This window comes from Algibacter lectus, assembly GCF_004368925.1.
Taxonomy (GTDB): Bacteria; Bacteroidota; Bacteroidia; order Flavobacteriales; family Flavobacteriaceae; genus Algibacter; species Algibacter lectus.
On record NZ_SORL01000015.1, the window covers coordinates 12,302 to 32,052 of the forward strand.

At 34.0% G+C, this 19,751-nt stretch carries 19 protein-coding genes and 5 tRNA genes; 1 reads left to right on the top strand and 23 read right to left on the bottom strand.

The genetic code is table 11. From position 1 onward, the window contains the following. Window positions 1-4: 4 nt before the first annotated feature. From rpoB to DFQ06_RS18915, 22 genes are all read right to left on the bottom strand, one after another. Window positions 5-3,817: a DNA-directed RNA polymerase subunit beta gene (gene rpoB / locus DFQ06_RS18810; RefSeq protein ID WP_133969382.1), complete on the bottom strand. Its 3,813-nt coding sequence runs from the start codon at window positions 3,815-3,817 to the stop codon at window positions 5-7. A 191-nt stretch (window positions 3,818-4,008) separates the two neighbouring features. Next, the gene (gene rplL, locus DFQ06_RS18815) at window positions 4,009-4,383 is read right to left on the bottom strand and encodes a 50S ribosomal protein L7/L12 (protein ID WP_042499286.1); all 375 of its coding nucleotides are present in this window, start codon (window positions 4,381-4,383) and stop codon (window positions 4,009-4,011) included. A 63-nt stretch (window positions 4,384-4,446) separates the two neighbouring features. Then, entirely contained in the window at window positions 4,447-4,968 is a 522-nt protein-coding gene (rplJ, locus tag DFQ06_RS18820; protein WP_042499289.1) for a 50S ribosomal protein L10, read from the bottom strand. 19 nt (window positions 4,969-4,987) lie between these two features. Continuing rightward, window positions 4,988-5,677, bottom strand: coding sequence for a 50S ribosomal protein L1 (gene rplA / locus DFQ06_RS18825; RefSeq protein ID WP_042499291.1), 690 nt, complete (start codon window positions 5,675-5,677; stop codon window positions 4,988-4,990). Window positions 5,678-5,697: 20 nt separating this feature from the next. Then, entirely contained in the window at window positions 5,698-6,135 is a 438-nt protein-coding gene (gene rplK, locus DFQ06_RS18830) for a 50S ribosomal protein L11 (RefSeq protein WP_042505915.1), read from the bottom strand. Window positions 6,136-6,206: 71 nt separating this feature from the next. Continuing rightward, on the bottom strand, window positions 6,207-6,761 hold the full coding sequence (gene nusG, locus DFQ06_RS18835; RefSeq protein ID WP_042499296.1) for a transcription termination/antitermination protein NusG: 555 nt from the start codon (window positions 6,759-6,761) through the stop codon (window positions 6,207-6,209). Between the two features lie 9 nt (window positions 6,762-6,770). Beyond that, the gene (secE, locus tag DFQ06_RS18840; protein ID WP_042499298.1) at window positions 6,771-6,965 is read right to left on the bottom strand and encodes a preprotein translocase subunit SecE; all 195 of its coding nucleotides are present in this window, start codon (window positions 6,963-6,965) and stop codon (window positions 6,771-6,773) included. A 78-nt stretch (window positions 6,966-7,043) separates the two neighbouring features. After that, a tRNA-Trp gene (locus tag DFQ06_RS18845) sits at window positions 7,044-7,116 on the bottom strand. Between the two features lie 61 nt (window positions 7,117-7,177). Further along, complete coding sequence (gene tuf, locus DFQ06_RS18850) at window positions 7,178-8,365, bottom strand: elongation factor Tu (protein ID WP_042499301.1); 1,188 nt, start codon at window positions 8,363-8,365, stop codon at window positions 7,178-7,180. Between the two features lie 64 nt (window positions 8,366-8,429). Next, window positions 8,430-8,501, bottom strand: a tRNA-Thr gene (locus tag DFQ06_RS18855). A gap of 85 nt (window positions 8,502-8,586) precedes the next feature. Next, window positions 8,587-8,659, bottom strand: a tRNA-Gly gene (locus DFQ06_RS18860). A 137-nt stretch (window positions 8,660-8,796) separates the two neighbouring features. Beyond that, window positions 8,797-8,878 (bottom strand) — tRNA-Tyr (locus tag DFQ06_RS18865). A 62-nt stretch (window positions 8,879-8,940) separates the two neighbouring features. Next, window positions 8,941-9,014, bottom strand: a tRNA-Thr gene (locus DFQ06_RS18870). A 253-nt stretch (window positions 9,015-9,267) separates the two neighbouring features. Beyond that, on the bottom strand, window positions 9,268-9,570 hold the full coding sequence (gene hpf, locus DFQ06_RS18875) for a ribosome hibernation-promoting factor, HPF/YfiA family (protein WP_042499303.1): 303 nt from the start codon (window positions 9,568-9,570) through the stop codon (window positions 9,268-9,270). Window positions 9,571-9,634: 64 nt separating this feature from the next. After that, window positions 9,635-10,525 carry a tyrosine-type recombinase/integrase gene (locus tag DFQ06_RS18880; RefSeq protein WP_133969384.1) on the bottom strand — a complete coding sequence of 297 codons (891 nt, stop codon included), beginning with the start codon at window positions 10,523-10,525 and terminating at the stop codon, window positions 9,635-9,637. A gap of 190 nt (window positions 10,526-10,715) precedes the next feature. Continuing rightward, window positions 10,716-10,910 carry a 30S ribosomal protein S21 gene (gene rpsU / locus DFQ06_RS18885; RefSeq protein WP_042499307.1) on the bottom strand — a complete coding sequence of 65 codons (195 nt, stop codon included), beginning with the start codon at window positions 10,908-10,910 and terminating at the stop codon, window positions 10,716-10,718. Window positions 10,911-11,298: 388 nt separating this feature from the next. Continuing rightward, window positions 11,299-12,465 (bottom strand): acyl-CoA dehydrogenase family protein, encoded by a 1,167-nt coding sequence (locus DFQ06_RS18890; RefSeq protein ID WP_074939972.1) that lies wholly within the window; start codon window positions 12,463-12,465, stop codon window positions 11,299-11,301. Continuing rightward, window positions 12,465-13,346 (bottom strand): ComEA family DNA-binding protein, encoded by an 882-nt coding sequence (locus DFQ06_RS18895; RefSeq protein ID WP_133969386.1) that lies wholly within the window; start codon window positions 13,344-13,346, stop codon window positions 12,465-12,467. Before DFQ06_RS18895 ends, DFQ06_RS18890 begins: the two co-directional genes overlap by 1 nt. Before the next feature lie 18 nt (window positions 13,347-13,364). Next, window positions 13,365-15,059 (bottom strand): alanine/glycine:cation symporter family protein, encoded by a 1,695-nt coding sequence (locus DFQ06_RS18900; RefSeq protein ID WP_042499309.1) that lies wholly within the window; start codon window positions 15,057-15,059, stop codon window positions 13,365-13,367. 128 nt (window positions 15,060-15,187) lie between these two features. After that, window positions 15,188-16,207, bottom strand: coding sequence for a potassium channel family protein (locus tag DFQ06_RS18905; protein ID WP_042505916.1), 1,020 nt, complete (start codon window positions 16,205-16,207; stop codon window positions 15,188-15,190). A gap of 3 nt (window positions 16,208-16,210) precedes the next feature. Further along, window positions 16,211-16,438: a PspC domain-containing protein gene (locus tag DFQ06_RS18910; RefSeq protein ID WP_042499311.1), complete on the bottom strand. Its 228-nt coding sequence runs from the start codon at window positions 16,436-16,438 to the stop codon at window positions 16,211-16,213. Between the two features lie 118 nt (window positions 16,439-16,556). After that, window positions 16,557-17,828, bottom strand: a complete 1,272-nt coding sequence (locus tag DFQ06_RS18915; protein ID WP_042499312.1) for a DUF2851 family protein — start codon at window positions 17,826-17,828, stop codon at window positions 16,557-16,559. 137 nt (window positions 17,829-17,965) lie between these two features. On the opposite strand from DFQ06_RS18915, the gene DFQ06_RS18920 reads away from it, so the two are divergent. Continuing rightward, window positions 17,966-18,364 carry a DUF2721 domain-containing protein gene (locus DFQ06_RS18920; RefSeq protein ID WP_133969388.1) on the top strand — a complete coding sequence of 133 codons (399 nt, stop codon included), beginning with the start codon at window positions 17,966-17,968 and terminating at the stop codon, window positions 18,362-18,364. Between the two features lie 148 nt (window positions 18,365-18,512). Here DFQ06_RS18920 and DFQ06_RS18925 read toward each other — a convergent pair whose 3' ends face one another. After that, a complete protein-coding gene (locus DFQ06_RS18925) occupies window positions 18,513-19,748 on the bottom strand; it encodes an ABC transporter permease (RefSeq protein ID WP_133969390.1) in 1,236 nt (411 codons plus the stop codon). Window positions 19,749-19,751: the final 3 nt, after the last annotated feature.

The following is a 19,751-nucleotide window of genomic DNA, read 5'->3' on the forward strand; positions in this document are numbered from 1 at the left end:
TTTTTTACTCTTCTAATCTGATATCCAATCCTAAACCTTTCAATTCATGCATTAATACATTGAATGATTCTGGTAATCCTGGATCTGGCATTGGTTCTCCTTTTACGATAGCTTCGTAAGTTTTGGCTCTACCAATAACATCATCAGATTTTACAGTTAAAATTTCTCGTAAGGTGCTTGATGCTCCATAAGCCTCAAGTGCCCAAACTTCCATCTCACCAAAACGTTGACCACCAAATTGTGCTTTACCACCTAATGGTTGTTGCGTAATTAATGAGTAAGGTCCAATAGAACGTGCGTGCATCTTATCATCAACCATGTGACCAAGTTTAAGCATGTAAATCACACCAACTGTTGCTGGTTGATCGAAACGCTTACCTGTTCCACCGTCATATAAATAAGTATGTCCGTATCTTGGAATTCCAGCTTCATCTGTAAATCCGTTAATTTGTTCTATAGTTGCACCATCAAAGATTGGCGTTGCATAAGTACGACCTAATTTTTGACCTGCCCATCCAAGAACTGTTTCATAAATTTGACCAATATTCATACGAGACGGTACACCTAATGGATTTAATACAATATCAACTGGCGTTCCATCTTCTAAGAATGGCATATCTTCTTGACGAACGATACGAGCAACAATACCTTTGTTACCGTGACGTCCTGCCATTTTATCACCTACTTTAAGTTTACGCTTTTTAGCGATGTAAACTTTAGCTAGTTTGATAATTCCTGCTGGTAACTCATCACCTACAGAAATGGTAAACTTCTCACGACGTAAAGATCCTTGTAAATCGTTCTCTTTAATTTTATAGTTGTGAATTAAATCGGCAACTAATGTATTTGTGTGCTCATCAGTTGTCCATTTTCCAGACACTAAATGCGCATAATCATCAACAGCATTTAACATTTTAAGCGTGAATTTTTTACCTTTTGGTAATACTTCTTCACCTAAATCATTAAAAATACCTTGAGCGGTTTTTCCATTTACTATATTGAAAAGCTTTTCGATTAAAACATCTTTTAAATCTTCAAACTTTCTATCGTATTGTGCTTCTAAAGCTAAGATATCATCTTTATCCTGAGCTCTTTTACGCTTATCTTTTACCGCTCTTGCAAATAATTTCTTCTCGATAACAACACCATGTAATGAAGGAGACGCTTTTAACGACGCATCTTTAACATCACCAGCTTTATCACCAAAGATAGCACGCAATAATTTTTCTTCTGGAGTTGGGTCAGATTCCCCTTTTGGTGTAATTTTACCAATTAAGATATCACCAGGTTTAACCTCTGCTCCAATACGAATCATTCCGTTTTCATCTAAATCTTTAGTAGCTTCTTCTGAAACGTTAGGAATATCATTAGTTAACTCTTCGTTACCTAATTTTGTATCTCTAACATCTAAAGAATACTCATCAATATGAATAGATGTAAATATATCTTCACGAACAACCTTTTCTGAAATTACAATGGCATCCTCAAAGTTATACCCTTTCCAAGGCATAAAGGCTACTTTCATATTTCTACCAAGAGCTAATTCACCTTTTTGAGTTGCATAACCTTCACATAAAACTTGACCTTTAGCAACAATATCACCTTTAACCACAATTGGTTTAAGGTTGATAGAAGTACCTTGATTCGTTTTACGGAATTTCACCAATTTATAAGTTTTGATATCACTATCGAAACTTACTTTAGCTTCATCTTCAGTACGGTCGTATCTAATTTTAATTTCATTAGCATCAACATAAAGAACTTCACCTCTTCCTTCTGCGTTAATTAAAACACGAGAATCTGAAGCTACTTGACGCTCTAAACCTGTACCTACAATTGGAGCATCTACTCTTAATAATGGTACTGCTTGACGCATCATGTTAGATCCCATCAGGGCTCTATTCGCATCATCATGCTCTAAGAAAGGAATTAAAGAAGCTGAGATAGACGAAATTTGGTTTGGCGCTACATCTGTATAATCTAACCTTGATGGCTCGATAACAGGGAAGTCACCTTCCATACGTGCAATTACCTTATCATGTAAAATTTTACCGTTTTCATCAACCTTTACAGTTGCTTGTGCGATTAATTTTTCTTCTTCTTCTTCTGCACTTAAATAAGTTGGTTCATTTTGAATATCAACAACACCATCAGTTACTTTTCTATAAGGTGTTTCAATGAATCCCATTGAATTCACTTTAGCAAATACTGAAAGTGAAGAAATAAGACCAATATTTGGTCCCTCAGGAGTTTCAATTGGACATAAACGGCCGTAGTGTGTATAGTGAACATCACGAACCTCGAACCCTGCTCTCTCTCTCGAAAGACCACCTGGTCCAAGAGCCGATAAACGACGCTTATGTGTAATCTCAGCTAATGGATTGGTTTGATCCATAAATTGAGATAACTGGTTTGTACCGAAGAAAGAATTAATAACAGACGATAATGTCTTAGCATTAATTAAATCTATAGGTGTAAATACCTCGTTATCACGAACGTTCATACGCTCACGAATAGTACGAGCCATACGTGCTAAACCAACACCAAATTGAGAAGATAACTGCTCACCAACTGTACGTACACGACGGTTAGATAAGTGATCAATATCATCAATCTCTGCTTTAGAGTTAATAAGCTCGATTAAGTATTTTATAATAGTTATAATATCTTCTTTGGTAAGCACTTGCTTATCCATACCGATATCCAACTGTAATTTTTTGTTCATTCTGTAACGCCCAACTTCTCCTAAAGAATAACGTTGGTCTGAGAAGAATAATTTATCAATTATTCCACGAGCAGTTTCCTCATCTGGCGGCTCAGCATTACGTAATTGTCTATATATATGTTCAACAGCCTCTTTTTCAGAGTTTGTTGGATCTTTTTGAAGTGTGTTATGAATAATGGCGTAATCACCTTGCTCATTACTTTCTTTATGTAAAAGAACAGTTTTAACATCAACTTCAAGAATTTCTTCTATGTTGTCTTTGTCTAAAATAGTATCACGATCAAGCACAATCTCGTTACGCTCAATTGATACTACTTCACCAGTATCTTCATCAACAAAATCCTCATGCCACGTATTTAAAACACGAGCTGCTAATTTTCTTCCTAAGTACTTCTTTAATCCAGATTTCGATACTTTAACCTCTTCAGCTAAGTCGAAAATCTCTAAAATATCTTTATCACGCTCAAAACCGATAGCACGGAAAAGCGTTGTAACAGGTAATTTCTTCTTTCTATCAATGTATGCGTACATCACTTGGTTGATGTCGGTAGCAAACTCAATCCATGATCCTTTGAATGGTATAACCCTTGCTGAATATAATTTTGTTCCATTAGCATGAAAAGATTGACCGAAGAATACACCAGGTGAACGGTGTAACTGAGATACAACTACACGCTCGGCACCGTTGATACAGAAAGTACCAGAAGGTGTCATGTAAGGAATAGTTCCTAAATAAACATCTTGAACAATAGTTTCAAAATCTTCGTGTTCAGGATCGGTACAATATAACTTTAACCTAGCTTTAAGCGGAACGCTATATGTTAAACCACGCTCAATACACTCTTCAATAGCATATCTTGGTGGATCTACGAAGTAATCTAAAAATTCTAAAACGAATTGATTACGAGAATCGGTGATAGGAAAGTTTTCCATGAAGGTATTGTATAAACCTTCATCACCTCTTTCTTCAGATTTTGTCTCTAATTGGAAAAAATCTTGAAAAGATTTTATCTGAATATCCAAAAAGTCAGGATAATCTGTCTTATTTACAATAGACGAGAAATTTAATCTTTCAGCTTGTGTTGACAACATCAATGGACGGAATTATGATTAAAAAAATAATGATAGTGCTTTAAAACACTAATTAAACTGCAAAAAACAAGTCAAATAATTTGAGTTGTTTTGGGTATTGCTTTTGGTATAAATACTATTATACACAAAATGGTCTAGGTCTGGTAGCGCGTGCTCCAGACCTAAACCGTTATGTTCTTGAGATGTTAAGCTTACTTTAACTCAACCTCTGCTCCAGCTTCTTCTAAAGATACTTTTAAAGCTTCAGCTTCGTCTTTAGATACACCTTCTTTAACTGCACTTGGTGCATCGTCAACTAAACCTTTAGCTTCTTTTAAACCTAAACCAGTTAATTCTTTAACTAATTTTACAACAGCTAACTTAGAGCTACCTGCAGCCTTTAAAATAACATCAAATTCAGTTTGAGCTTCTTCAGCTTCTCCACCACCAGCAGGACCAGCAACAGCAACTGCAGCAGCAGCAGCAGGCTCGATACCATACTCATCTTTTAATATAGTTGCTAACTCATTTACTTCTTTTACAGTAAGGTTAACTAATTGTTCTGCGAAATCTTTTAAATCTGCCATTTTTCTATCGTTTTAATAAATTTTAATAATAATATAATGTAATAAAGTGCGTACTATTTAATACTACTCTGATCTCTCAGAAAGTGTTTTTATAAGTCCAGCTATTGTCCCACCACCTGATTTAAGTGCTGAAATAACGTTTTTAGCAGGTGATTGTAATAATCCAACAATCTCTCCTAATAACTCTTCTTTAGACTTGATATCAACTAACATGTCTAATTGATCATCGCCAATATAAACAGCTTCCTCAATAAATGCACCTTTTAATAAAGGCTTATCAGATTTCTTACGGAATGTTTTAATAAGCTTCGCTGGTACGTTACCTGTTTCAGAATACATCACAGATGTATTTCCTTTTAATACAGAAGGAAGGTTTCCGAAATCTCTTTCAGATGCTTCCATTGCTTTCTCAAGTAATGTATTTTTAACAACTGCTAATTTTACGTTTGCTTTAAAACAAGCACGACGTAAATTTGAAGTAGTATCTGCATTTAATCCTGAAATATCAGCTAAATAGATATTTGCATTGTTGGCTAATTCTGCAGTTAACTCCTCAATTACTTGTGATTTTTCTTCTCTTGTCATAATAAAAGTTTTAACTTAATTAACCAATTTTAGGATCAACCGCGATACTTGGGCTCATTGTAGAAGACATAAATATGCTCTTTACATAAACACCTTTAGAAGCTGTTGGTTTTAGTTTCATTAAAGTTGTTAATAATTCATTTGCATTACCTGCAATTTTATCAGCACTAAAAGATGCTTTACCAATAGCAGCGTGTACAATACCAGTTTTATCAACTTTAAAGTCAATTTTACCAGCTTTTACTTCTGTTACAGCTTTTGCTACATCCATAGTTACTGTACCTGTTTTTGGGTTAGGCATTAAACCACGTGGGCCTAATACACGTCCTAAAGGACCTAATTTACCCATAACACTTGGCATAGTGATAATTACATCAACGTCTGTCCAACCGCTCTTGATTTTATCAAGATACTCGTCTAAACCTACGTAATCAGCTCCAGCTTCTTTTGCTTCGGCTTCTTTATCTGGTGTTACTAATGCTAATACTTTTACATCTTTACCAGTACCATGAGGAAGTGAAACAACACCTCTCACCATCTGGTTAGCTTTACGTGGATCTACTCCTAAACGTACTGCTAAGTCAACTGATGCATCAAACTTTGTATTAGAAATTTCTTTTACTAATGCAGATGCTTCATTAAGAGAATAAACTTTCCCTTTTTCAATTTTTGCTAAAGCCTCTTTTTGCTTTTTTGTTAATCTTGCCATTTTCTAATGTCTTTAATAGATTAATTAGGGAATTGCCCTGTTACAGTTATTCCCATTGATCTTGCAGTTCCAGCTATCATTTTCATTGCAGACTCAATAGTAAATGCATTTAAATCTACCATTTTATCTTCAGCGATAGTTTTAACCTGATCCCAAGATACTTTAGCTACTTTTTTACGGTTTGGCTCTCCAGAACCCTTCTTCAACTTAGCTGCTTCCATTAACTGGACTGCTGCTGGAGGAGTTTTAATTACAAAGTCAAATGATTTGTCTTTGTAAACAGATATAACAACTGGTAATACTTTACCAGCTTTATCTTGGGTTCTAGCATTGAATTGCTTACAGAACTCCATGATGTTAACACCAGCGGCTCCTAAAGCGGGTCCAACCGGTGGCGACGGATTCGCAGCACCTCCCCGAACTTGTAACTTAACTACTTTACTTAATTCTTTTGCCATTTTTAATAATTTAATTCGAAAAAACCTCTCTTTTGGAAGCGAGAAGTTTAATCTATCTTAATGTAACACTGTTATACTTTTTCAACTTGCATATAGCTTAACTCTAATGGTGTTTTTCTTCCGAAGATTTTTACCATTACTTCAAGCTTACGCTTTTCTTCATTTATGTTTTCGATAGTTCCATCAAATCCATTAAAAGGACCGTCAATTACTTTAACAGTTTCTCCTTTTGTGTATGGTATTGCTACTACAGAACTTTCTTCAACAGCCAACTCATCAACCTTACCTAACATTCTGTTTACTTCAGACTGTCTCAATGGCACAGGATCTCCTCCTTTTGTTTCACCCAAAAACCCAATAACATTTGTTACTGAACGAATAATATGAGGAACTTCACCTGTTAAATTTGCTTGTACCATAATGTATCCTGGGAAGAATACTTTTTCTTTATGGATTTTTTTTCCGTTACGGATTTGAATAACGCGTTCTGTAGGTACTAATACTTGGTCTACATAATCAGTAAGACCTAAACGAGCAATTTCATTCTCGATATATGTCTTAATTTTGTTCTCTTGACCACTTACAGCACGAACTACGTACCATTTTTTCTCACTTACTTCAGACATAATTTTTTTTTATTTAATTAGATCAAAGTAAAATGATATAACATTACTAAATACTGTATCTACTCCCCATATTGCAAGAGAGAATATAATTGAAAACACAGCAACCAAAATAGTTAAACTTTGAGCTTCTGCCCATGTTGGCCAACTTACATTGTTTTTAAGTTCTCCAAATGATTCTTTTATATAATTTACAAATCCAGCCATTTTTACTTTTTTTTACAACACCTAAAAAGATGCTTAGTGTAAACACTTCATTGAGATTTATTAATCTCTAATATTTTGCACGGGCGGAGAGACTCGAACTCCCGACACCTGGTTTTGGAGACCAGTGCTCTACCAACTGAGCTACGCCCGTAAATAAAGTCAAGGTATTCCAAAAAGGAATACCTCAACTTCTTTATATGCTTTGGACTATATTAGTCTAAAATTTCAGTTACCTGACCAGCACCAACTGTTCTACCACCTTCACGGATAGCGAAACGTAAACCTACGTTCATTGCAATTGTGTTAATCAATTCAACAGTAATAGTTAAGTTGTCTCCTGGCATAACCATTTCAACACCATCAGGAAGCGCAATGTTTCCAGTTACATCAGTTGTACGTACGTAGAACTGAGGACGGTAGTTATTATGGAATGGAGTGTGACGTCCACCTTCTTCTTTCTTAAGGATATAAACCTCAGCCTTAAATTTAGAGTGTGGTGTTACAGACCCTGGCTTAACGATTACCATACCTCTAGAGATTTGAGATTTCTCAATACCTCTTAATAAGATACCAGCGTTATCTCCAGCTTCACCTCTATCTAATATTTGACGGAACATTTCGATACCTGTGATAGTAGATGTTAATTTCTCAGCACCCATACCAATGATTTCTACAGGATCTCCTGTATTTGCAATACCAGTTTCAATACGACCAGTAGCAACAGTACCACGACCAGTAATAGAGAATACATCCTCGATAGGCATTAAGAAATCTTTATCAACTTCTCTTAATGGCTCTTCGATCCAGTCATCACAAGCTTGCATTAATTCTAATACAGTATCAACCCACTTTTGTTCACCGTTAAGTGCACCTAAAGCAGAACCAGCGATTACAGGTCCGTTATCTCCATCGTACTCATAGAAAGATAATAAATCTCTAACTTCCATGTCTACTAATTCGATTAATTCTTCATCATCAACCATATCCACTTTGTTCATGAATACAACGATACGAGGAATACCTACCTGACGTCCTAATAAGATGTGCTCACGAGTTTGTGGCATTGGACCATCTGTAGCCGCAACTACTAAGATAGCACCATCCATTTGTGCAGCACCAGTTACCATGTTCTTTACGTAATCCGCGTGACCTGGACAGTCAACGTGAGCGTAATGACGGTTTAATGTTGCATACTCTACGTGAGATGTATTAATTGTTATACCTCTTTCTTTTTCTTCAGGAGCATTATCAATTTGATCAAATGATTTTGCTTCAGAATAACCTGCATCAGCTAATACTTTAGTAATAGCAGCAGTTAAAGTTGTTTTACCGTGATCTACGTGTCCAATTGTACCAATGTTTAAGTGTGGTTTTGAACGATCAAAAGTTGCCTTTGCCATGTTTTTAAAATGATTTTAATCTTTGTTATATAATAATATTAGTGTATTCTAATTTTTTCTTTAGAGCCAATGACGAGAATTGAACTCGTGACCTCTTCCTTACCAAGGAAACGCTCTACCCCTGAGCTACACCGGCGTAAAGTTTTTATTCCCTATTCTTTCAATCTACCTTAAAAAAAGATTTTTTAAAAGAAGAGATTCCTGATTTCGCAGGAACTTTGAGCGAGAGACCGGGTTCGAACCGGCGACATTCAGCTTGGAAGGCTGACGCTCTACCAACTGAGCTACTCTCGCATTAATTAAAAATTTCAAATCTAGATTTAGAATTTCCACAAAAGTAGAATTCTTTTTTATAGATTCAAAAATCTTTAAAGGGTATTATCAATATTTCAATAAACTTTCTAGATTAATCGCTTAATCCTTAAAAATTGTGGGGAGAGCAGGATTCGAACCTGCGAAGACGTAGTCAGCAGATTTACAGTCTGCCCTCGTTGGCCGCTTGAGTATCTCCCCTAAATTCAATATTTCAATCTAAAACTCTTATTTCTAAATAATTAGAATTTAAATTTTAAAAGAGCCGATGGAGGGACTCGAACCCACGACCTGCTGATTACAAATCAGCTGCTCTAGCCAGCTGAGCTACATCGGCTTTTTTCTTTTTTTACACATAAAAAAAGTCCGCTATTTCTAACGGACTGCAAATGTATAGATTTATTTAAATATTCAAAACATTTTTTCAATAAATTTTTCATAGGATTTAAAACTATTTTTAAATCCTATGAAAAAACACCTGTTTTAGATTCATTTTTCATCCTCACAAATCAGGATCACCTTAGTAATAACAATACATCCCATTCTTTTCCTACTAAAACAAAGCTGTTTCTATTAAATCGTTCTAAATATTATAAATGTGCTCTTAATTTTTCTTTTCGTTTTTTTAATTGACGTTCTAATGATGCTATGGCCATATCTGCACCTTCCTCAAAACTTTTACATTGTTTTTTTACTACAAAACTATCGCCTGGTACACTTACTCGTGCTTCAAATACTTTATTTTCTTTATCACTGGTGTTTTCTAACTTTAAAAAAACATCCGATTTAATTACCTTATCATAAAACAAATCTAATTTGTCCATTCGTTTTTGGATAAAATCTATCAATTTTTGATCTGCGTTAAAATTTACGGATTGGGTGTTTACTTTCATACTTGTGTTTTTTTTGGTTAAACAATTATTAAAGTTGAAATTAAAAACTTCAGCTTAGTTTACTTTATTTTTTACTCCTAGGGTGCGCGTTAACATGCACCTTTTTTAATTCGGCTATACTATTATGTGTATAAACTTGTGTTGCCGCTAAACTTGAATGACCAAGAAGCTCTTTAACAGCATTTAAGTCTGCACCTTGGTTTAACAAATGTGTCGCAAAAGAATGCCGTAGTATATGTGGGCTCTTTTTAACCTTCGAAGATGCTAAACTAAAATACTCATTAATTACTCTGTAAACAAGTGTTTCATATATTTTAACACCTTTTTGGGTTAAAAACAACCTATTAGAATCTACGAGTACTTCTAACTCATTTCGAGCCTTTAAATAGCTTTTACAGGTTTCGATAACCGATGGTAACAATGGTATAATACGCTCCTTATTTCGCTTCCCTTTAACCTTAAGTGTTTTATTACTTATATCAAATCGAGACAGCTCCAACTCCACTAATTCTATTCTACGAATGCCTGTTGAATAAAACAGCTCTATAATGAGTTTATTACGCAAGCTCTCAAAGTCGGTACCGAAATTCAATTCGTTTAACACGTTTGCTATTTCGGTTTCAGAAAATGGTACTTGTATTTTTTTACTTGTTTTTAGTGCGCGATGTTTTGCTAATGGGTTTAATTGAAGATCTCCTACCTTTAAAAGAAATTTATAATAGGTATTTAATGATGAAATTTTTCGGTTTATACTTCTATTGGAAATACCACTTTCTACTAAAGAAACAATCCAGCTACGAATTTGTGAATAGTTTACATTTTTGATAGAATCATCTTCAAATTCTTTTTCTATATATTTTGAAAAGGCTTTTAAATCTGCTTGATACGCATTTACAGTCAATACCGAATAATTCTTTTCCAGTAGGAGATAATCGGTAAAGGATTGAAAAGACATGTATTTTGGGGTATGATTTGTTTTTAAATATACAATGTTTTTTCATCACTTCGAAGTGAAACACAAATAAAAAAGTAAGATTTAACATCAAAAAAAGAACATAAACGTCATAACATCTTGATGTCGTGATACTTTTTTAAACAAAAAAAATCCCGCAAATTGCGGGATTTAATATTATAAAGAACAGAAACTATACTTCTTCTGCGTCTCTTAATCCTTGGATGTATTGAGCTTTTTGAACCTGAGCTCTACGTACAATAGAAGGTTTGTTGAATTGCTTACGCGTGTTTAACTGGTTTTTTACCGTTGTTTTTACAAACTTTCGTTTGTAACGCTTTAACGCTCTATCTATATTTTCTCCTTCTTTAACTGGTATTATTAACATAGTGTCTTAACCTCCTCTCTTTTAGAATTTTCAGGGTGCAAATATATAATAATTTCTAAATAATAATTAAAATTTAAAATATTTTTTTTGAATTGTTTTATGCAGATATACCACACGCTATCTTTTAGCACTCAGAAAGCAGATTTGCCTGCAAAAACGATTGATGCGGCATCCTTGTTTATGCTTTACCTAAACATAAATTAATGTGAAAAATTGAAATGTTCGCTTAGTGTATTAATAAAACTGAACCTTATTATACTCAAAAAAGATATAGCGGAAAGCGTGTTTGCGCCGAAACCTCATTGTGTTTTAATAGAAACTACACCTTAAATTAAGCTTTCTATATTTAAAAAACACAATTATAATAGGCGCAATTTGCCCAAATAAATTATGTTGCTTCTTTGTATTCTTTTTTGTCGATAATAATTTTCGCTAGAATTTCTCGCAAAATTTCTGATGTTCCTCCACCAATTGGTCCTAAACGACTATCGCGCAAGAGTCTTGCCATTGGATAATCTTCCATGTAGCCATAACCTCCTAGAAATTGTAAACATTGATAAATAACATCATCGGCCATTTTAGTAGACCTTAACTTAGACATGGTAGCTTCTTTCACTACGTATTCCCCCTTATTTAATCGATATGCTACGGCGTAGTTAAATGTTTTACACATTTCCATATCGGTATATAAATCAGCAATGGTATGGCGTAAGGCTTGGAATTTATCGATAGTACGACCGAAGGCTTGACGCTCGCTCATATATTTTAAAGCATATTCTAGCGCAAATTCTGCACGAGCATGGCCATTTATCCCCATTATTAAACGCTCTAAAGCAAAGTGCTGCATAATGTATGCAAAACCTTTATCTGCTTCGCCTAATATTTGATTTGCTGGGATTTCTACATTATCAAAAGCTATTTCTCCTGTATCGGATGCTCGCCATCCTAGTTTGTTAAGTTTAGTTGCAGATAAACCTTTGGTTTCACGATCTACAACAAATATACTAATGCCTTTATTACCTAATTCTGGACTTGTTTTGGCCGCAACTACTAAGTAATCGCTTAAAACGCCATTTGTAATAAATGTTTTTGAACCATTGATAATATATTTATCACCTTTTTTAACAGCAGTGGTGCGCATACCTGCAACATCACTTCCGCCGAAAGGTTCACTAATACACAAACATCCTATTTTATCTCCAGTAATACTTGGCACTAAATATTTTTGTTTTATTGCCTCGTCTCCTTCTGCATTCAAATGCGTCATAGCTAAATAAGTATGCGCCCAAATAGCAGCAGCAAAACCACCTGAATTTATTTTTTGAAGTTCTTCGAGCAGAATTACAGTGTAGAATAAATCTAAATCTAAACCACCATAAGCTTCAGGATATTTAATTCCGAAGAATCCCATATCACCAATTTTTTTCCAAATAAAACGATCTATTAGACCCGTTTGCTCCCACTTTTCAATATGTGGAACAACTTCTTTTTGCAAAAAATCTTGAAGGCTTTTCCTAAAAAGTTGGTGTTCTTCTGTGAAATACATGCTATTCATTAGTTTGTGTTGTCAATCTGCAAATATAATTCAATTATACCGATTTTATTTACTGGGAAGTCTTTTACTTTTAGTAATTCTGAAAAGGAACTAAAACCTTCTCGTAGGTTACGCTGCTCGATAATATGGTGCGCCAAATCGTAATCAATATGCTGCACGGTAACCAATTGATCTACCGATGCTGTGTTTAAATTTATTTTTTCAATTTGTCTTGGTGTTTTTACCGTAAAATCCAATAGTAATTTCTGAATAACTTCTGGCGTTAGGCCATAAACATCTTGCAATTGCACATCGGCTATAAAACCGCCTTTAAATTTATTTCTGAATTTGATAATTCGTTTTGAAAAAGCCTCTCCAATACCATTCACTGCTTGAAGTTGTTTAGCCGTAGCTGTATTCAAATCTTTCTTTTGAGCAAACGTTTTGGGTTTGGTTTTATATGAATTATTATAGAATGATTTAACCGTTTTAGGATTGGTAACCCATGCTGGGAATTTAAAATACGGAGAGATTCTTTTTAATAAAGAATCTGATACTTGAGTAACTTCTTGAAATTGTTTGGATGAGTTTATCCACTGATCTTGTTTTCTAAAATTAAGAAGCCTGTCTATTTCTTGATTACTCATACCCAAAGTAGCGCCTTTGTAGTCTGTAATAAAATTAGGATTGAAAGGGAATATTTTTGGTTTACGGGCTTCTAACTCTATAGCTTTAAGCGAATCTATTTCTTTGGTAAACTTCGCTAATTCCATATCGTTAGTTTCAATATCTTTACCGGAAAAATCAACAAAAAAGTAAACACATTGTAGCACAATAATAAGTAAAGACAATAAAAAAATCCCATGCCTTTGGTTTTTAGAAAACGTGACATGGGATTTCATATATAAAAGTTTTAGATTTTAGTTTTCTAACGCGTCCTTTTTAAGTTTTATAGCTCCTAAATATCTATTTAATTGTTTTTTAACAACTGGGAATAAGAAGTAAAGACCAATCATATTCGGGAATACCATTGCAAATATCATAGCATCTGAGAAATCCCAAATAGATTTCATACTAGCAGCAGCTCCAATAATTACGAAAGTTAAAAATAATATTTTATAAGTTAAATCTGCAGCTTTACCTCTTCCAAATAAAAACTTCCAAGATTGTAATCCGTAATACGACCAAGAGATCATAGTTGAAACCGCAAACAGTACAACTGCTACAGTTAAAAACACATTAGAATAAGGAATATACTCTGCAAAGGCTTTTGCAGTAATACCTGCTCCCTCATAAGATTCGCCGTTGATAATTGCAACACCTTGCCCTGTAACATCTCCATACTCAAAGAAACCACCAAAGTTAAAAATGATAATAACTAAAGCCGTCATTGTACAAATTACAACCGTATCAATAAATGGCTCTAATAAGGCAACCAAACCTTCACTAGCTGAATATTTTGTTCTCACCGCTGAATGAGCAATAGATGCAGATCCTGCTCCTGCTTCGTTTGAAAAGGCAGCACGCTTGAAACCAACTAATAACACACCTATAAACCCTCCAACACCAATTGCTTTTGGATTAAATGCTTCTTGAAAAATTAAACCTACAGCATCATCAATAAGTGTGAAATTACTTAAAATAATGTATAAACAACATATAATGTATAATAATGCCATAAAAGGCACCACTTTTTCTGTAACCGAAGCAATACGCTTAATACCACCAATAATAATGATACCTACAGTAAAAGCCAATATAACTCCAATCCAGAATCCTGCTCCTGTACTTTCTAATCCTAATAAATCTTTTATTACAATTGTAGCTTGGTTAGATTGTGCAGCGTTACCACCACCAAAAGAACCTCCAATACAAAAGATAGCAAACACAACCGCTGCTACTTTTCCGAGTTTCGCAAAACCGCGTTCCTTTAAACCTTTCTTTAAGTAATACATTGGTCCTCCGTAAACCGTACCATCTTCTCCAACATCTCTATATTGCACGCCTAAAGTACACTCTACAAATTTTGTAGACATCCCTAACAAACCACAAATAATCATCCAAAAGGTAGCTCCTGGACCACCAAGTGCAATCGCTAATGCTACACCTGCAATATTACCATTACCAACGGTACCAGATACTGCAGTTGCCAATGCTTGAAAGTGGCTTACTTCTCCTTCACTACTTTCGTCTCTAATAGTATCAACAATATCACCATCTACTGCTAAATCATTTTCAACATTAACGAGGTGCTCTTCAATATCATCTACAGTATTAATATCTACACCTTGAGCAACACCACCTTCACCATAAAGTTCTTTGGCGCCATGCTTTTCGATATCTTCATACTTACCTCTTACGGTTTTAATGGCTTTACCAAAATATCTAATGTTTGGAAAACCGAAATAAATAGTAAAAAACAATGCACTTACTACTAAAAGAATTAAAACAAATGGCGTACCGAATACTTGAAAGAAAATAACGTTTGAGAAAAAATCTGAAATCGGTTTAAATGCCTGGTCTATTTGCTGATCGATACCTAGCTCGGCTGTCTCTTGTGCAAATGTTAAAAAAGGTGCTATTAATGTAAAAATTGAAAGAAGATATTTCTTCATAAGATATTATGTTGGTTAATTAAATTTCAAAAAACTAGTTCATTCCCTTATAGAATGACACAAAAAAGTAGCAAGATGCTAAAAAAAAACGGTATTTTAAAAAAAATACCGCTAAAATCGTATGATTACTACTCTATATTATACTCTGTATTTAATGCTTCTATTTGTTCTGGACGTCCCAAAACAATAATTTTAGAATTTTTAGCCAATTCTAATTCTGCTTCTGGGTTAACAATATATTCTCCATTTTCATCTTTATAGCCAATTACGGTACAACCCGTTTTTCGACGTAAATCTAAATCACGAATGGTTTTAACTTTATTATTACTATGTAATTTCTCTACAGCTACTTCTTCTATATTTATATTCGATTTCCCGACAATAGATAAGTTATCAATAAACTCCATAAGTCCAGGAACCACAACTAAAGATGCCATATGATCTCCACCAATTTTATCTGGTAAAATAACATTATTAGCTCCTGCAAACTTCAACTTACTATAAGACGACTCTTGAGATGCACGACTTATTATATTAATTTTGGGGTTAATTTGTCTAGCCGAAAGTACTACAAATAGATTATCAGCATCACTAGGTAAAGCAGATATAAAACAACTTGCTCGATCTACACCAGCCTGCACAAGCGTTTCATCTTCATTAGCGTTACCTATTACATAAGGTGCACCGTCTAACTCCAACTTCTCAATCATTTCTTTGTTCTTCTCAACAATAACATAAGATCGGTTGTGCGCAGCCAATTTTACAGCCGCCTGCTTTCCATTCCTTCCATAACCGCAAATAATAACATGATTGGCAAACGTATCAATTTTTTTTTGCATCTTTTTCTGTTTTAATTCTTCAATGTGGTCTTTGCTTAAAATATACTCGGTAATGGTAGATAGAGCGTAACCAACAATTACAATACTAGTTAAAATTAAAAAAATAGTAAATATTTTGGAATTATTATCCAGTGGTACAACCTCTCCAAAACCAACAGTGGTTACCGTAATAACCGTCATGTAAAGTGCATCGATAGCGGTATAATCCGATATCATCATGTAACCAAACACGCCAACGAGTAGAATAAGAACCAGCAAAAATATGGCTGTATATATTTTAGTTCTAAAAATTCTTATTAATGGATTCATAAGTTATAGGTCGAAAACCGAAGAGCGTTTTGTGTAAATTAAATCTTTTATACGCATCCAAAAAGCAAGAAATAAATACAAAGCAAAGCCAAAACCAACCGTTACAAACGTTACATACATAAAGGAGGTACGCACCACTTTAGCACGAATACCAAAACGATCGGCAATACGTTGACACACGTAATAACCATGCTTCTGAAAAAACAATAAGGGTTTATAGATATTGTTCATGCTTGCAATTTAAGGATTCCTTTTTTTGTTTAAAAGCTATTAGGTTGAAATATTTAACGCTTTCTTAATATTAATAACAATACCCTGTCAAATATTGAAATCCTTAGAAAAACAATAACTATTTCGTTAAAAGTGAATTTCCAACGGCACATTGTAAACATTTATTTTTATCGCAATACTCTGTTTTTAATTGAATAAGCGATTGTGATTGAAAGGCCGATTTAGACACTTTTTTTAGTTTATTAAAAGCATCGATAATACTATTTTTTTCTGAATTGATTTCTGAAGCTATCTTTAAAATAGAGCCATCTATATCTTGTCCTTTTTGTTTAGCATAACAGAATTTTAAAGGAAGAATAGTGTTTATTAATAGTAAATCTGTGAAAGCCTTTGTAATAACTTTGGTTGAAGGTTTAGATGATTTTTGAAAAGTATAATGTGTTTTCCAAAACTCGGAAGTTGAAACATTAAACAGCTTATAAAAATCTTCGAGCTTATCTATTTCTATCACTTTAGAGAATAAATTTTGATACTCGTGATATAGGTTTGCCAATTGAGATAACCGTATGGTTGGAAAATTTGGCGGTCGTAATCTAAAAAATTGTAACGGCAATACTTGATTTTCTTTAAGCTGAAACTTCTGTTTTAAAAAACTATATTCTTTTGATAAACTTATAAAGTAAGCATCTTCCACAGATTCTGACAATAAATTAGCTTGTCCAAACAGCAAGGCTTCTAAACTTTGCAAATTAGATTGCGATTTTCTAACCACCGAAAAATCGACCGATTGCGCTAAACTAAAAAAAGCATCTCCGTTTACTTTTAGTCCAAAGTTTTTGGCAAGCATTTTAAAAAGTACTGCTTCCCAATCGTTTTTAGATTCTTGCAAAAGCAGTTCAATGGCATCAGCTTTCCGTTCTAGCCGTTCAAAATATAAACGCTCTAGCCAATTGGTTAAAACAAAATCGTTAGTACTAACAAAATCATTTTCACAATTAATCCATGTGTTTTGTTTTGCAAAAAGCTTTTTATAATTGTTTAAAAGTGTAAAATCGATATAATCGCGCAACACTAATGTTGGAATAGGCGTATTATCTTTTCTAAAAATCTCGGTATCATGCTCCCAAACTACGTGTAGAATAACACCATCGTAAGCTGGATCTTGTTCGTGATTGTGCAAATACCAATCGGATGATTTTATATGAATTTCTACATTACCCGCCCAAAGTTGCTCGCCAATAGTAAGTTTTGCATTAAAAAAGTCGGGACCAGAATTAAAGTTATGTTGCCCTACAGAAGTAATAGTTATAGATTGATTTGCTTCTGTTTTTAAACTTTGAGTTTGAAATTTCTTGAATTTCCAGATGTAGTGTAGAAAATCTTCTTGCATTTTTTAAAGATAGAATACCAGTTTAAAATTTCCAAATGAAATTAAAAATTGAATTCTATTAAAGTAAAACACAACGAGGTAATAATCTTGAGGATTAATTAAATTATTAACTTTGCAATCTAGTATAAAACTACATTATGGAACAACTTACGCTTACTACTCCTGCTCTTTTATTTTCGGCTATTTCCTTAATTATGTTAGCATATACCAATAGGTTTTTAGCTTACGCTGCAACTATTAGAAACTTGCACGATAAGTATACTGAGAAAAAAGATAGTGTATTGATGGCACAAATACAGAATATAAAAAAGCGTTTGTACTTAACGCGAAGTATGCAAATTTTCGGCATTTCGAGTTTACTATTATGTGTTATGACTATGTTTTTAATATACATTCAGCAAAATGCTATTGCTGTTTGGGTATTTGGCTTGGCGCTACTTTTGTTAATAGCTTCGTTATCGCTTTTAATTATTGAAATTCAAATTTCAGTTAAGGCTTTAGAGCACCATATTAGTGATATCGAAAACAATAAGTAACACTAGCAAACTATACAAAGCCTAATAAGAAACAAAACCTTAGCTGATGATGCGCTAGGGATTGAACGGCCTGTTTGAGCTCCCCGACCTTAGGAGGGAGCGAGTAGTGAAAGCCCGACCCTTGTGGTAGCGCCCGAAAAATTAAATTTTATTGGAATCGAATGGCTTTTACCGGCGATATTTTCGTGATAATATACGATGGTATTAAAAGCATGAGTAAACATAAAATAAGCGTACCAATATTAAGAGCAACTATATAACTTAAACTTATATATACTGGGGCTTCGGAAACGTAATACACACTTGGATCGAGCGGAAACAGTTTAAAATATTTTTGTGCAAACAGCAGCCCTAAACCGAGTAAATTACCCCAGAATAAACCAAGTAAAATAAGGTAAGATGCATTGTATAGAAAAAGTTTACGGATGCTCCAATTGTTACTTCCTAGGGCTTTTAAAATCCCTATCATTTGTGTGCGCTCGAGTATTAAAACCAGTAGCGCAGTAATCATGTTTATACCTGCTACTAGAATCATGATCCCGATAATGCCGTAAATATTTTTGTCGAATATTTTTATCCACTCAAAAATGGAACTGTATTTATTGCTTACCGTGATAGTGTTGAGCGTAGATGGTGTGTTTTGATAAATTTCGATTCCTTTTTGATCGAGTTGTGAATAATCGGAAATAAAAACTTCGAAGTTCCCTATTTGATCTTCTTCCCAATTATTAATACGTTGTATGTGGCGAATATTCCCTATTAAGTATTGTTGGTCTAATTCTTGAAAACCGGAATTATAAATACCCACGATATTGAATGTTATAATATTTGGTGCTTTTTCAGTATCGTTTTTTGCGAAAACCATTTGAAACTTTTCACCTACTTTAAATCCTAATCTATCGGCTAAGTATTGTGAGATTAAAACCTCTTCACTCCATTTTTTGGTAAAACTTGGTAGTTTGCCTTCTATAAGAAATTCTTGAAAGTAGCTCCAATCGAAATCTTGACCGACACCTTTAAAAACAGCACCTTCGAAATCGGTTTCTGTTCTAATGATTCCGAATTTTGTTGCTACGGCTTGTACGTGCTTTATACCATCAACCTCTTTAAACTCTGGATAAAACTCCTGATTTTTAGAGATTGGCACGATACTTTCTTGTGAGTTGTTACTATCGAAATTACTAATGGTAACATGGCCATTGAAAGCAACCACTTTATCACGAATTTTTTGTTGTAAACCAATACCTGTAGCAATCGCAATCATCATGACCACAATACCAATAGCAATAGCGGCAATACCAATTTTTATTATTGGTGCCGATACACTACTTTTATACGCTTTACTACCAATAATGCGTTTGGCTAAAAAAAACTCGTAATTCAAAAT

What these genes read in the sequence shown, in the direction of transcription:
- rpoB (WP_133969382.1), bottom strand. Translation starts at nt 3,817, where the DNA reads ATGTTGTCAACACAAGCTGAAAGATTAAATTTCTCGTCTATTGTAAAT.
- rplL (WP_042499286.1), bottom strand. Translation starts at nt 4,383, where the DNA reads ATGGCAGATTTAAAAGATTTCGCAGAACAATTAGTTAACCTTACTGTA.
- rplJ (WP_042499289.1), bottom strand. Translation starts at nt 4,968, where the DNA reads ATGACAAGAGAAGAAAAATCACAAGTAATTGAGGAGTTAACTGCAGAA.
- rplA (WP_042499291.1), bottom strand. Translation starts at nt 5,677, where the DNA reads ATGGCAAGATTAACAAAAAAGCAAAAAGAGGCTTTAGCAAAAATTGAA.
- rplK (WP_042505915.1), bottom strand. Translation starts at nt 6,135, where the DNA reads ATGGCAAAAGAATTAAGTAAAGTAGTTAAGTTACAAGTTCGGGGAGGT.
- nusG (WP_042499296.1), bottom strand. Translation starts at nt 6,761, where the DNA reads ATGTCTGAAGTAAGTGAGAAAAAATGGTACGTAGTTCGTGCTGTAAGT.
- secE (WP_042499298.1), bottom strand. Translation starts at nt 6,965, where the DNA reads ATGGCTGGATTTGTAAATTATATAAAAGAATCATTTGGAGAACTTAAA.
- tuf (WP_042499301.1), bottom strand. Translation starts at nt 8,365, where the DNA reads ATGGCAAAGGCAACTTTTGATCGTTCAAAACCACACTTAAACATTGGT.
- hpf (WP_042499303.1), bottom strand. Translation starts at nt 9,570, where the DNA reads ATGAAAGTAAACACCCAATCCGTAAATTTTAACGCAGATCAAAAATTG.
- DFQ06_RS18880 (WP_133969384.1), bottom strand. Translation starts at nt 10,525, where the DNA reads ATGTCTTTTCAATCCTTTACCGATTATCTCCTACTGGAAAAGAATTAT.
- rpsU (WP_042499307.1), bottom strand. Translation starts at nt 10,910, where the DNA reads ATGTTAATAATACCAGTTAAAGAAGGAGAAAATATAGATAGAGCGTTA.
- DFQ06_RS18890 (WP_074939972.1), bottom strand. Translation starts at nt 12,465, where the DNA reads ATGAATAGCATGTATTTCACAGAAGAACACCAACTTTTTAGGAAAAGC.
- DFQ06_RS18895 (WP_133969386.1), bottom strand. Translation starts at nt 13,346, where the DNA reads ATGAAATCCCATGTCACGTTTTCTAAAAACCAAAGGCATGGGATTTTT.
- DFQ06_RS18900 (WP_042499309.1), bottom strand. Translation starts at nt 15,059, where the DNA reads ATGAAGAAATATCTTCTTTCAATTTTTACATTAATAGCACCTTTTTTA.
- DFQ06_RS18905 (WP_042505916.1), bottom strand. Translation starts at nt 16,207, where the DNA reads ATGAATCCATTAATAAGAATTTTTAGAACTAAAATATATACAGCCATA.
- DFQ06_RS18910 (WP_042499311.1), bottom strand. Translation starts at nt 16,438, where the DNA reads ATGAACAATATCTATAAACCCTTATTGTTTTTTCAGAAGCATGGTTAT.
- DFQ06_RS18915 (WP_042499312.1), bottom strand. Translation starts at nt 17,828, where the DNA reads ATGCAAGAAGATTTTCTACACTACATCTGGAAATTCAAGAAATTTCAA.
- DFQ06_RS18920 (WP_133969388.1), top strand. Translation starts at nt 17,966, where the DNA reads ATGGAACAACTTACGCTTACTACTCCTGCTCTTTTATTTTCGGCTATT.